This is a genomic window from Maribellus comscasis (assembly GCF_009762775.1).
Classification (GTDB): Bacteria; Bacteroidota; Bacteroidia; order Bacteroidales; family Prolixibacteraceae; genus Draconibacterium; species Draconibacterium comscasis.
The window spans coordinates 5,099,287-5,112,459 of the sequence record NZ_CP046401.1; the positions used below are offsets into that span (position 1 = coordinate 5,099,287).

Annotated in this window: 10 protein-coding genes; 6 read left to right on the forward strand and 4 right to left on the reverse strand. The window is 39.5% G+C overall.

What is annotated here, in order from left to right; all coding sequences use genetic code 11:
* The first annotated feature begins 48 nt into the window (after positions 1 to 48).
* Positions 49 to 693 carry an FAD-binding oxidoreductase gene (locus GM418_RS20470; RefSeq protein ID WP_158869093.1) on the forward strand — a complete coding sequence of 215 codons (645 nt, stop codon included), beginning with the start codon at positions 49 to 51 and terminating at the stop codon, positions 691 to 693.
* 256 nt (positions 694 to 949) lie between these two features.
* Positions 950 to 2,296 (forward strand): tRNA (N6-isopentenyl adenosine(37)-C2)-methylthiotransferase MiaB, encoded by a 1,347-nt coding sequence (gene miaB / locus GM418_RS20475; RefSeq protein WP_158869094.1) that lies wholly within the window; start codon positions 950 to 952, stop codon positions 2,294 to 2,296.
* Between the two features lie 226 nt (positions 2,297 to 2,522).
* Here miaB and GM418_RS20480 read toward each other — a convergent pair whose 3' ends face one another.
* Positions 2,523 to 3,191, reverse strand: coding sequence for a transmembrane-type terpene cyclase (locus tag GM418_RS20480; RefSeq protein ID WP_484502629.1), 669 nt, complete (start codon positions 3,189 to 3,191; stop codon positions 2,523 to 2,525).
* A gap of 121 nt (positions 3,192 to 3,312) precedes the next feature.
* A complete protein-coding gene (locus GM418_RS20485) occupies positions 3,313 to 5,802 on the reverse strand; it encodes a T9SS type A sorting domain-containing protein (protein WP_158869095.1) in 2,490 nt (829 codons plus the stop codon).
* A gap of 419 nt (positions 5,803 to 6,221) precedes the next feature.
* On the opposite strand from GM418_RS20485, the gene GM418_RS20490 reads away from it, so the two are divergent.
* The 4 genes from GM418_RS20490 to GM418_RS20505 all read left to right on the forward strand — a co-directional run bounded on the left by GM418_RS20490 (position 6,222) and on the right by GM418_RS20505 (position 11,868).
* Complete coding sequence (locus GM418_RS20490; RefSeq protein WP_158869096.1) at positions 6,222 to 7,010, forward strand: 2-oxo acid dehydrogenase subunit E2; 789 nt, start codon at positions 6,222 to 6,224, stop codon at positions 7,008 to 7,010.
* A gap of 477 nt (positions 7,011 to 7,487) precedes the next feature.
* Positions 7,488 to 8,864, forward strand: coding sequence for an outer membrane protein assembly factor BamB family protein (locus GM418_RS20495; RefSeq protein ID WP_158869097.1), 1,377 nt, complete (start codon positions 7,488 to 7,490; stop codon positions 8,862 to 8,864).
* A gap of 276 nt (positions 8,865 to 9,140) precedes the next feature.
* On the forward strand, positions 9,141 to 9,599 hold the full coding sequence (locus tag GM418_RS20500; protein ID WP_158869098.1) for a (2Fe-2S)-binding protein: 459 nt from the start codon (positions 9,141 to 9,143) through the stop codon (positions 9,597 to 9,599).
* A 49-nt stretch (positions 9,600 to 9,648) separates the two neighbouring features.
* Positions 9,649 to 11,868 carry a xanthine dehydrogenase family protein molybdopterin-binding subunit gene (locus tag GM418_RS20505; protein ID WP_158869099.1) on the forward strand — a complete coding sequence of 740 codons (2,220 nt, stop codon included), beginning with the start codon at positions 9,649 to 9,651 and terminating at the stop codon, positions 11,866 to 11,868.
* 50 nt (positions 11,869 to 11,918) lie between these two features.
* Here GM418_RS20505 and GM418_RS20510 read toward each other — a convergent pair whose 3' ends face one another.
* Both GM418_RS20510 and GM418_RS20515 read right to left on the reverse strand, forming a co-directional pair.
* Positions 11,919 to 12,635, reverse strand: a complete 717-nt coding sequence (locus tag GM418_RS20510; protein ID WP_158869100.1) for a HesA/MoeB/ThiF family protein — start codon at positions 12,633 to 12,635, stop codon at positions 11,919 to 11,921.
* Positions 12,622 to 13,089: a molybdenum cofactor biosynthesis protein MoaE gene (locus tag GM418_RS20515; RefSeq protein WP_158869101.1), complete on the reverse strand. Its 468-nt coding sequence runs from the start codon at positions 13,087 to 13,089 to the stop codon at positions 12,622 to 12,624. The genes GM418_RS20510 and GM418_RS20515 overlap by 14 nt, the downstream gene beginning before the upstream one ends.
* Positions 13,090 to 13,173 lie beyond the last annotated feature (84 nt).

The following is a 13,173-nucleotide window of genomic DNA, read 5'->3' on the forward strand; positions in this document are numbered from 1 at the left end:
ATATTTTCTACTTTTGCAGAAATTTTAATTTAGACTAAATTTTAATAATTGAAAAAGTTTAAGGTTGAGAGCATCAGGAATTTAACCGATTCTGTATATGTTGTAAGGATAGAACGAAACGGTTTCATTTTTCAAACCGGACAGTTTGTTATGTTGAGCCCGGAAAAGCTTGCACAACAGCGAGAGTATTCAGTGTACAGCGGTGAGCATGATCCATACATTGAAGTTTTGATTCGCGAAGTGGAGGGTGGCAATACTTCAAAACGACTAAAATTGCTGCACCCTGGCGACAAGATAAAATTAGATGGTCCTTTCGGGTTTTTTAAATTTCACCCTGACATGTTTGCGGGAGATCTGTTTCTATTTGTGGCTACAGGAACCGGAATCAGCCCTTTCCATAGTTTTATTCGAACATTTCCTAACCTCGACTATCAATTGGTGCATGGGGTGCGTTATGGCACTGAGGCATATGAACACGACGATTTTACTAAAAGCAGAATTACATTATGTACCTCCGGTGATTCATCGGGTGATTTTGAGGGGCGTGTAACAGATTATATGGCTTTACAAAAACTAAATCCGGATACCAATTGTTTTTTATGCGGAAACAGTGAAATGATTACTGAAATGTTTGATATTCTGACGACGAAAGGAGTGCCCGTATCAAATATTTATTCAGAGGTTTATTTTTAGAAGGTTTTTGGTTTTCCGCTAAGGAAAAAATTAGAAAAATGACAATTAAAAATAAATAAAGGAAAGTGCTGAGAAGAAGTCGTCTGTCTTCCAAATTCAGCTTTCCGCCTTTAAAAAAATGAAACGGGCAACCAAAAAATTAACCGTGGACTTGAATGCATGTTTATACGAGTTACACGGGGTGGAAATGCCTGAATTTGTTCTGTCTTAAGTAGATTTGTAGAGTAAAAATGTTTTAATATAAAAAAGAAAATAAGTGAAATATCACGTTATTACATTGGGGTGCCAGATGAATTTGTCGGACAGTGAAAGGGTAATTTCGGTTTTGGATAAAGCCGGATATGAGTGGACTGATAATGAAGAAGAGGCAGGGGTGATTGGGATTTTGGCATGTTCGGTGCGGCAAAAAGCTATCGACAAGGTGTACTCCCGTATTCATAAATGGAACAAATGGAAAAATCATAAAAACCTGATTACCTTTATTTCAGGATGTATTCTTCCCAACGACCATGAGAAATTTCTAAAACTTTTTGACATTACTTTTCAAATGAAAGATTTGCCAAAACTGCCTGAAATGATCAGTCGTTATGGTGTAACTACGCCGGCACAATTAAAAGCAGGTATTGATCCGCACAATGAAAATATTGAACGTTTTTGGAATGTAAAACCTTCCTATCAGTCGAATTACGAAGCTTTTATTCCTATTCAGAACGGATGCGACAAATTTTGTTCGTTTTGTGCGGTGCCATACACCCGTGGCCGGGAAGTTTCGCGGCCGTCGAAAGATATTCTGGCAGAGCTCGCATTACTGGTGGCACAAGGTTTTAAGTCAATTACCCTGCTGGGGCAAAATGTAAATTCTTATGGTCTTGATAAAAAAGGAGAGGAGATTACTTTTCCTGAGTTGCTTCGTCAGATTGGTGAAATGGGCAAACGGTTGAAAAAAGAATTCTGGGTCTATTTTACATCGCCTCACCCGCGCGATATGACGGATGAAGTAATTGAGGTGATTGCGCAGTATCCGGTCTTGGCCAAACAGATTCACCTTCCCATGCAAAGTGGAGATGACAAAGTATTGATTCGGATGAACCGCAAACATAATATGGGAAAGTATCGGGATATTGTACATTCGATCAGGCGGCTTATTCCGAAGGCAACCCTGTTTACTGATATCATTGTGGGATTCACAGGCGAAACCGAAGAGCAGTTTGAAAATACGCGTCGTGCTATGGAAGAGTTTAAATTTAATATGTCGTACACAGCTATGTATTCTCCGCGTCCGGGAGCTACCAGTCACCGTTGGGATGACGATGTGCTGCAGGACGAGAAAAAGCGGCGACTGCATGTTCTCACCGAAGAGTTGCGCAAGCACAATGTGTCGTATAATAAAAGTTTAGTTGGTAAAACTCTGCGTGTTCTCGTTCGCGGCGCAGATCGAAAAGAAGGATATCTTTCTTCGCTTACCGAAGGAAAACTGATAGTGCGCTTTGCATCCGATAGAGAAGATTTGATTGGGCAGTTTGCTGATATTAAAATCGTTTCTGCTTCCGATTTTTCATTGGAAGGAGAACTGATTAATATAGAAGAGACAGTAAGTTTGTAGTTTGTCTCATCCTGTTTTGGTAATAAATTTTCCACTAGACAACTGACGATAGTTACGCTGTTTTTAATATTTAGCAATAAAGGTTTCAAAAGCGGAATATCAGACTCGTAATCAATATGAAAGAAATTTATATTCCTTTTTTGTTTATCTACTTCCTTCAAAATACAAAGAATCTCTCATAAATTGAGGCAGGACAACTGAACGTTGCCTCGGGATTATTTAAGAATTAAAAAAGAAAACTTTTCTCGTTTAATCTTTCTTTTTGTTTTGCTTTTTGTAGCATCATTATATAAATAACGTCAATAACTGCAATAAGTATCCCTGTCCAAAGCATTAGTTTATTTGGGCCTCCCATAGTAATGCTTCCAACTATACCGAACAGAACAGTAGGAGCAAGGGTGCCAACAAATTTGCTAATCGCTATTGTTGTAGACTGACCTTCTGCACTGTTTCGTTGAACAAGCATACGAATGAACAGTACCGACATTAACAAATTTTGAAGAAAAGCGGAATAACCACCGCCTAAAATTCTTCCAAATTCAACGATGAAAATAAATTCTACAACAAACGAAACCAGCAATACTAAAATTCCCCAAATATAAAACCATTTGTTTTTTATGTTTTTAGGAAAATATTTTTTGCCAAACTTGAAAAAGGTGATAAGTATAATAATGTCAAATAAGGCCCATATGCCATTTATAACTACCTGAAGACTGGGGCCAAGTATATGGAATCCGATTATCCCGTGTTGAATTTCCCAGCTTATGTTTAGCGCCAAAGCCCACAGTGGAATGGCATATGTTTTATGTTTAAATCCTATTCTGATACAGTCGATGTAGACTACGGTCCAGGCAATCCCGCTGATCAGCATAAGAAAAATTTTTATATTGTCCATTATATTAGGAACTTATGTGTATATTGTTGTAGTTGCATTACTACAAAAATAACCAACAGGTGAATAGATATGTTTTTTATTCCTATCGATTTTAGCCTTTAATTATGCTGTTAAGAAGGGATCATTTAAGCTCACTGAGGATCAAAAATTTATCTGTGAGGACTTCCTCTCGGGTTTGAATTTTGATAAAATATATTCCTGTTTCCCACCTTTGTGTAGAAATTGCCGCAGTAAACAGGCGGCCATCAATATTTTTTGAGTTATGATAAACCATAATTCCGTTGGAATTAAAAACTTTAATATTAATTGCTCCACTTCCTTGTGTTTTCAAATCAATCGTAATCTTATCGCTTGCCGGATTGGGATATACTTTCAGTTTTGTCGGGACTTCCTTTTTGTTTATTGTACTATTTGGCGTAACTGTTTTTTCCAGGTTTTCGTAAAGAAGCACCTTTTTATGCCCCCAACCAATTGACAAAATATCAAGGTCGCCGTCGTTATCAATATCTGTGGTTATGGCGCCGTCGTGGTGTTCATCTCCTTTATACACAAGATGGCGTGCCCACACCTTGCCGTTACCCGTCAGGTTTTCATAAATATACATGCCTGCGCTGTCAGGTTCTGCGAGATTATGCTCCCCCGCAACAATATCAATATCTCCGTCTTCATCCATATCAGTGGCATCTAAACTCATAGGTCCAACAATAAAATCAATAACATTTTCCTTCCACTCCGCTGAAATTGAATCAGGACGTTCATACCATGCTAATTTTCCCAATGTACTTATTGCCTGAAATCCAATAACTGCATCCGGGAGACTGTCGTTATTTACATCAGCGAGTTTATTCCTATCCGGTTCTTCATCGAGGAAATGTATTGTGTCCAACTGCCAGCTATTCAAATTATTTTTTAACCAAGTTGTTCCCAGCAACAAATCCGGTTCTCCGTCCAAATCGATATCACCGGCAGATAGACATTCATCCTGTGAAAAACTTGATATTTTTTTCCAGGTCCATATTTCTTCTGATGGATTGGAAGGGACAGTAAGAGTTTGCACTCCTTGTCCGCTGCCGTGCCATGACAAAGCAACAAGATATGGCGACTCTTCTCCCTTTTTTATTATCGCTGCCCCTTGTAAGAAATCACCCTGGGCCGGCTCAATATTATCAAAAACTGTAAAGTTACCTGCTCCATCATTTCTCGCCCATACAAAATTTGCATTTGCTAAAGATTCTCCTCCTTCCGTTCCTAAAATGTCGATATCCCCGTCACTGTCAAAATCGTAGGTAAGAGCCATGTTGTTCAAAGGTGAGCCTATGTCGTGTCGAACCCATTCTCCCTCAGAAACCCCGGGATTTGTGTACCACCATGCACCGGTAATTATTTCGGGCAAACTGTCGCCATTTAAATCTTCGCTTGCAATAAACAGCGATTTCCAGTCTTTATTGTCATCAATTACATGTCTTTGCCATTTATCAAGTGAATTTGAACTTGTTGAAAAGGTATCCATTGTATAATTCTGCCACAACTCAACTTTGGTATTGTCGTTCCAGTTGGCTCCGTATAAATCAAAATCACCGTCCAAGCCTATATCAACAATTTTCATACTGTGAGAGCCTGTGGTAGCCAGAAGTTGTTTCTGCCAGGTTTCGCCATTATCCTGGTTTAACAAAAGAAATATTTCATCAGGGTCAATACTTTGATGCATCTCAGCCACTGCAATATCAATCTTGCTATCGTTGTTAAAATCGGCAGCACCTACAAAATGGCACACAGTCTCAATTTCATCAATAATAATATGTTCGGTCCACTCTTCGTAAACATCCTTCGGCTGCTCGTACCAGGCAATTTTATACATTCCTCCGCCTCCCGGCTCTGCAGGAGCCAAAACCACATCGTTGAGACTATCTCCGTTGATATCTCCCGTACTTATGTATGTGTGCGGGTATTCCCATGACGGCGCATAACTGTGATTAATCCAGTTATCCATATCTCCGGTATTTTCATACCAAATTCCTCCAATAAGAAGGTCGGGGCGGCCATCAATATTTATATCTATAACTTGTAATCCTTCGCCCTCCGGGCATGGAAGAGAAGAATAATTCCAGGTATCAGGTGTTTCACCCTGTATAAAGATATGAATAGTATCTCCCGTATAAGTTGAATTCTTTTGGTTTCGGGCTACTATATCAGGTTTAGAGTCGTTATTCAAGTCCTCTATTTCAATGTCATGTACAACTATCTGTTGACGGACAATATGCTTTTTCCAATCAGGCCCCTGATACCAGTTCAAGGATTGATGACCTATTGCCAGAACATCTGGTATCTCATCTCCATTAATATCTGACACTTCGATGTCGGTTTTAATCTCATCCCCTGATATAATTTCTTTTTCCCAATTAGGATATCGATACCACACAAGGTTTCCCATTCGTCCTCCTGTCAGGAGGTCCGGGAAGCCATCTTTGTTGAGGTCTCCGACCGCCTTACCCCAGGGATTAGTGGGGCCATTTTCATCAATTATTACATGTTCAAATGGTACTTGTCCGATAACTATACTGTTAATAATAACAAGAAAAACAGAAAGAATATTTTTTATTTTGAGGATCATATTTTCAAATTTTAAGTTAACAGAATAAGTATTAAGTGAAGATATAAATAGTTCGCAGATTAATTTAGTTAATTTTATTTAGGTTTTGTTCAAGTATCATCCGAATTATTCAAAATAGTAAACGGATATAAAGGCGGGTTTGTTTACCGTATTTAAAAGATTTTAATCTGATTGATTGACTGTATACAACATAACTTTTTTGGTTCATAGCTACAGAAAAGAATTGCCCGTTTTTATCGGTAAAAGGAATTGTCTGATTATTTCTCCGTTTTCGGCATCAGATAAATAAGGATGCATATTAAGGAATTATTTTGTGAACCGGAAATAAAACTTAGAGAACATAAGTATATTTGTTTTTTAATATTCTGTTTGATTGTAAGTTTTTGGTAATGAGAGTATAAATATTATTTTGACTTAAAATGAAGAGTCAGTTTCAAGTCCGTACTATTCCATCCTCAAGAATCGCAACTTTTGATGTGTTTTCTGTCGGATTAAAAAAGCATCATGTAAGCGCTTTAATAGAATTTGATGTAACCGACACCCGCAAAAGAATAAAAGAACTTAAAAAACAAGGAGAAAAAATATCATTAAATGCATGGATATTAAAAGCTATAACAAAAGCATTAGAGCAACATCCGGCAGCAGCTTCATTTTTATCTGGAAAGAAAAAGCTGATAACGTTCGATAACATTAGTATTTCACTATTGGTTGAAAAAGAGAAAGAAGGACAAAAAGTACCGCTGCCTGTAGTGATTGAAAAAACGAACCGGAAAACAGCATTTGAGATAACAAAAGAGATTAATGCAGCCAAAAATAAGCTGCTTTCTCCTGACGATATCATATTAAACAAGTCTTTAAAAAAATACGAGTATTTATATTATCATTTACCTCGGTTTTTACGCTTGACAATTTGGAAATATATTTTACAAAATCCAAAATTAGCTTATCGTAAAATGGGAAATGTTGCCGTAAGCTCTTTGGGCATGATCGGGAAACTAAATGGCTGGTTTATTCACAAATCCATTCATCCGATTTCGTTTGGGTTAGGCGCCATTGTAAAAAAGCCAGTTGTAATAAATGATGAAATTAAGATAAGAGAGATTTTGAATGTTACTGTTTTAATCGATCATGATGTAACAGATGGAGCACCCATGGTGCGTTTTTTGAAAAAACTGACAGAAATTGTCGAATCAGGGGAAATCGAATAGAATCAATTATTTATACATTTTCCTTGTTTTCATTTTATTTATGAAAAGACATTTAATGAGGAGTTACTGCGTGTTTCTTCAGGCTGTTTGATTTCAATAAGCATTCGTTTGAATTTTGTAAGGACGAAAGTCCTATAAGTAATAATTTAGTCTACTAAGGTTGAATAAATGGATAGTTAGTTTTTAATTTTCGTTAGTTTACTTTCCGAACTAATTGGAAATTAGCAATAGTAGCGGGGGTAAGGTGTTGGCCTTACCCTTTTTACCGAGGGGTCAACAAATATTTTAAATCTCTACCTGTTGTTCGCAAGTATGTTTTTTTGAGAACGGTTTTTTTTTATGTAATTTCTTAGTTTATATTCATTTATAAGATAAAATTTTTTTTATACCAAATCTGTATCTGTAACAAAATATTGCATTTCAGGTAGATTTTTGAAAAATTTGATTTCATTGAAATAAGCAAATAAAGCAACAACCATGAAAAAACTATTCTTTCTCATTTTAATTCTTTTTTTTAGTTCCAACATAATTGCCCAGGACTGGCCTCAGTTTATGGGACCAGACCGGAACTGCATTTCTCCGGAAACAGGCGTTTTAAAAACCTGGCCGGAAAGCGGACCTGAAATTTTATGGACTGTTAACGTGGGCATCGGTTATGGAGGGCCTGTTGTAAAAAACAGGAAAGTGTACTTGCTCGACAGGGACGATGAAACAGGAGATATTATGCGTTGTTTTGATATTACAAACGGAAATGAACTGTGGAATTATAGTTATGATGCTGCGGGATCGGTGATGTTTCCGGGCTCGCGTAGTGTGCCACTTGTCGATGATAAACATGTTTATTCCTGCGGGCCGTATGGAGATCTTTATTGTATAGATGTGGATACTCACCAGCCGGTTTGGAAAGTAAATGTGTGGACCGACTTTGGAGGAGATCCGGGCAATGTTCTTTCTGATGATACAGGTGGCAGACCGGGCGGATTCGGACGAAACGGAAATTTCCCAACATGGGCGATTTCACAGTGTCCGCTTCTTTATGATGATTTGCTTATTATTGCTTCACAGGCTCCTGAGGCAGGTGTTGTGGCATACAATAAAAATACCGGCGATGTAAAATGGAAAACACCAAATCTTGGTTTGGCCGGATACGTGAGCCCCATTGTAGTAAAAATTGACGACAACGACCACCTGGTTATGGTTACGGCTTCGGGTGGTGGTCGCGGCGGCCAGCCTCATGTTCCCGGGAATGTTGTAGGAATTGACCCGCTTTCGGGAGAAATTTTGTGGGAGTTTAACGACTGGAATTGTCATATCCCCGTACCCAGTGCGGTTGATGCCGGCAACAACAAGCTATTGATTACCGGAGGTTATGAGTTGGGTGCGCTAATGATTCAGGTAAAGAAAGAAGCTGACGGAAGCTATGGTACAAGTGAATTGTTCAGAACCGAAGAATTTGGCGATCAAACTAAAACGCCCATTTTTTATAACGGATATTTTTATGCACAATACGGAACCAACAATAAACGCGATGGTCTTACCTGTATGAATGTAGATGGAGAAATCATGTGGAAAACCAAACGGGAACCTGATTTCAATAAAGGGAGTATGCTCATCGCCGACGGCATGATGCTGGCTACCGATGGTTCCAAAAAATTATATCTAATTGAACCTAATCCAACAGAATTTAAATCTGTTGCTTCGGTTGAAATTCTTGGTGAAGGTGCTGAAGGAGGCGAGGGGATAGCTTCAAGAGTTGGAGGTCGTACACAAAACTGGGCTCCGATTGCACTGGCCGATGGGAAATTGCTGATTCGCGATCAAAGCCGGTTGTTATGTATAAAAGTAGCTGAATAAAATACCTGTGTGAAGAAAGATAACTTAATCTATCTTAGTTGAAAGCCCGTGTAATAATGCATGGGCTTTTTGTTTTCTATCTGGCAGAGATAACAAAAATGAAAGCTAAAATATTTTGTGTTTTCTCAAAAAAGACTGGGTGTTTCTGAATACAAAAATTTCCTCATTAATAATCTCATGATCTAAGGCAAATCTAATGAACTTTTACTCATAAACATCTGTTACATAATAAATCTCGTAAATTTTAGGAGTTGAAAATCTTTTATTTCTTTACTTATGGCAGTTTTTAATCTTAACATCAACGGAAAACAACAACAGGTAGATGTAGACCCATCCACACCGATGCTTTGGGTACTCAGAGATCATCTCAATCTGGTTGGAACAAAATTTGGCTGTGGTGTTGCACAGTGTGGAGCATGTACCATTCATTTAGATGGTATAGCTGTGCGTTCATGTATCACTTTTGTCGATTCAGTTGGTGACAAAAAAATAACCACTATTGAAGGGCTTTCGGAAAATGGAGATCACCCATTGCAACAGGCATGGCTGGAACATGATGTTCCGCAGTGTGGTTATTGCCAGGCAGGTCAGATAATGAATGCTGCCGGCTTGTTGATTGCAAATCCTCATCCCAGTGATGAAGATATTGAAACAGCAATGCATGGGAATTTATGCCGCTGTGGTACCTATACCCGCATTAAAGCAGCTATTAAAACAGCCTCAAATTCAGAGTAGCAGGTTAATTTTGATAAAGGAAGATTAATGAAACTAAGATCACTTTAATATGACAATAGTAAAAACAAAAATAGATAGACGTTCTTTTATTAGAAGTTCTGTTTTAGCCGGTGGTGGTATGCTGCTTGGCTTTAGCTGGCTGGCTTCTTCGTGTAGCACAAACACACCTAAAGAACTGTCGATGCCGGATGAGTGGTTTGAAATCAACGGATTTCTGAAAATAGGAGAAAACGGTTTGGTCACCATCATGTCTCCCAATCCTGAAATTGGTCAAAATGTTAAAACATCGATGCCAATGATTGTGGCTGAGGAACTGGATGTGGACTGGAAAAATGTAATTGTGGAACAGGCTCCGTTGAATACCGATATTTTTACGCGGCAACTGGCTGGAGGAAGTCAATCTATCAGACAAAGCTGGCCAGCCCTCCGAATGGCAGGCGCCACCGCCCGCGAAATGTTGCGTCAGGCAGCGGCGCAAAAATGGAATGTTCCCATTGAAGAAGTGACCACCGAAGCAGGTATTTTAATTCATAAGAATAGTAATAAGAAAGTTGGATATGGTGAAGTTGCATCAGCAGCAGCCGGCTTACCTGTTCCCGAAGAAGTAGAATTAAAAGAAATAGACGATTTTTCCATTATCGGAACTTCCCGGAAAAATGTTGACGGTTTTAAAATTGTGACCGGGCAGCCATTATTTGGTCTCGATTATAAAAAAGAGGGAATGCTTATTGCAATGGTTGCACATCCGCCTGCTTTTGGCATGAAATTGAAATCCTTTGATGCTACCGATGCGAAGGCAATGCCAGGAATTAAAGATGTTTTTGTAGTTAAAACGTATAACGATGATTACGAACTTCAGTGGTCGGATATAACATCATATAACGAATTGGTAGCTATTGTTGGTAACACAACATGGGAAGTCATGACCGCCAAATTAATGCTGAATGTGGAGTGGGAACCTATTTCTGATTCTAACAGAATGAATGTTCCGGCCGGATTGGAAAGCACGGCAGATCACATAAAAAAAATGACAGAAGCCGGAGCCAAAACCGGTCGTGAAGTGCGCAGAGACGGAGATCCGGAAGCCGCATTTAAAAATGCAGCAAAAATAGTTGAGCAAATTTACACCGCACCTTTTCAGGCACACAACACCATGGAGCCCATGAATTTCTTCGCTGATGTAAAAGAAGATGAAGCTGTGATGGCGGGGCCTATTCAAACTCCGGAATTTATGGAAAAGACATTGGCAGCACGCCTTGGTCTTCCCTTGGAAAAAATTGATATCCAGATGACCCGGATGGGTGGAGGCTTTGGTCGACGTCTTTATGGTCATTTTATGGTTGAAGCTGCTGTAATTTCGCAGAAAGTAAAAGCCCCGGTAAAACTGGTTTATTCACGCGAAGATGATATGACTTATGGAATTTACCGGCCCGCATATCATGCCTTGTACCGCGCGGCTTTGGACACCGACAATAATCTTATCGGCTTTCATGTGCGTATGGGGGGAATTCCCAGTAGTCCGTTACATGCCAATCGCTTTCCGGCGGGCGCAGTGGACAACTATTTGGCAGAAAGCTGGTCAATTGATACCAACATAAGTACAGGTGCATTCAGGGCACCAGGTTCTAACTTTAATGCAGTGGCAGAACAATCGTTTCTTGATGAAGTGGCAGAAGCCGCGGGAAAAGATCCCATTCAGTTTCGTCTCGATCTGCTAAAAAGCGCTCAGGAAAATCCTGTGGGAGAACGAAATGATTACGACGCAGCCCGATACGCTGGAGTATTGGAGCAAGTACGTGAAAAATCAGGTTGGGAAAGCGGCGCTTCCGATAAGAATCGTGGCGTGGCAGCCTATTTTTGTCATAATTCTTATGTGGCCAATGTAGTTGATATTGAAATGAAAGACGGCAGACCCGTAATTCAAAAGGTATATGCCTCAACAGATTGCGGTATTGTTGTAAATCCCGATGCTGCGGTGAACATGATCGAAGGAAGTATTGTTGATGGAATCGGACATGCGATGTACAGTGGTTTGACTTTTAACGAGGGCCAGCCTGAACAGGAAAATTTTGATTCATATCGGCTTATCAGGCATGCAGAATCGCCAAAAGAGATTGAAGTGCATTTTGTAAAAAATGAGATTGACCCGACAGGTTTGGGTGAGCCACCTTATCCCCCGGTTATGGGAGCGCTTGCTAATGCTTTATACAAAGCCACCGGCGAACGATACTATCATCAGCCATTTGTGAAAAACACGTTCGAAGCATAGACCGTCGTAACGTAGATTTTGACGATGTTAAGGCAGTTAAATTAAGATTTTTAAAATTTAAAAAGATTAAAACGGTTTTCCTGAATGTTGAAGACCAACAGTTTGCCTGTAATTATTTCTCCGTAACCAGTTATAATTTTGATGATTTCGTTGGCTTGAAGTGTGCCGGCAATTCCGGGTAAAATACCGAGTAATCCAATTTCATCGGGTTTATAGGTTCCGTCTTTGGGGACATTTGGAAATAAATCAGAATAAACCGGGCCGCCGTTGTAGTTAAAAACGGTTATTTGACCTTCGTAATTTAGCACCGACGCAAAAGCCAGCGGTTTGTTCAGTTTTGCAGAAACCTGCCCGATAAGCGCCCTGGTTTTGTAATTGTCGGTACAATCAGCAACTACATCGTAATCTTTGAATAGTTTTTCTGCATTTTCCTTATCCAATCTTAAATCAAAAGTTTGAATGTCGATTTCGGGATACAATGCTGCCAACTTTTGCGAAGCCAGTTTCGCCTTCTTTTGGCCCACTTCGGCAGTTGTATATAAAACCTGTCGTTGCAGATTTGAAGTATCCACCACATCGTCGTCGACAATTCCTATGTTGCCAACTCCCGCCGCAGCAAGGTATATCAGTAGCGGGCTCCCCAATCCACCGGCCCCGATAACCAAAACGTGCGCATTCTTCAATTTTTCCTGTCCTTTTTTTCCAATTTCGGAAAGCGAATAGTGCCGGGTAAATCGTGTCAGGTCGTTGTTGTTAAGCTTCTTCATGGTGGTGATGTTTGTGACCAGTCTCATTAGCATCGGTCATGCAGTCACAATTTTGTCCCCATTCGCTGGTGCCATCAGTAAAAAACTCATGTTTCCATATGGGAACATCGTTTTTTACACGGTCGATTATATATCTGTTGGCGTCGTAAGCTTCTTTTCGGTGGCCGGCACCAGTTATCACTACTACCGCACAACCACTGATTTCCACTTTCCCCAAACGATGTACACACGCGGCTTGGTTTAGCTTAAAACGCGATTTGGCTTCTTCAAGAATCCCGGCAATCATTTTATTAGCCATGGGTTCATAGGCTTCATATTCCAGATGCGTAACTTCCCTGCCTTTGTTGTTGTCGCGTACTTCGCCGCTAAACAATACAACTGCTCCACTGTTGGGATGGCGAAACTCATCAAAAAGTTCGCTGTAATTTATATCGGTATGTTGCAAGTGTTTCATAATCCTCTAAAGTTTAAATCGAACACCAATTTCTATTCCAGTAAAACACATTAAAAAAATCGACAATAAGAGTTATTACTTGTT

What these genes read in the sequence shown, in the direction of transcription:
- GM418_RS20500 (WP_158869098.1), top strand. Translation starts at nt 9,141, where the DNA reads ATGGCAGTTTTTAATCTTAACATCAACGGAAAACAACAACAGGTAGAT.
- GM418_RS20480 (WP_484502629.1), bottom strand. Translation starts at nt 3,191, where the DNA reads ATGGACAATATAAAAATTTTTCTTATGCTGATCAGCGGGATTGCCTGG.
- GM418_RS20495 (WP_158869097.1), top strand. Translation starts at nt 7,488, where the DNA reads ATGAAAAAACTATTCTTTCTCATTTTAATTCTTTTTTTTAGTTCCAAC.
- GM418_RS20490 (WP_158869096.1), top strand. Translation starts at nt 6,222, where the DNA reads ATGAAGAGTCAGTTTCAAGTCCGTACTATTCCATCCTCAAGAATCGCA.
- GM418_RS20485 (WP_158869095.1), bottom strand. Translation starts at nt 5,802, where the DNA reads ATGATCCTCAAAATAAAAAATATTCTTTCTGTTTTTCTTGTTATTATT.
- GM418_RS20505 (WP_158869099.1), top strand. Translation starts at nt 9,649, where the DNA reads ATGACAATAGTAAAAACAAAAATAGATAGACGTTCTTTTATTAGAAGT.
- GM418_RS20510 (WP_158869100.1), bottom strand. Translation starts at nt 12,635, where the DNA reads ATGAAGAAGCTTAACAACAACGACCTGACACGATTTACCCGGCACTAT.
- GM418_RS20515 (WP_158869101.1), bottom strand. Translation starts at nt 13,089, where the DNA reads ATGAAACACTTGCAACATACCGATATAAATTACAGCGAACTTTTTGAT.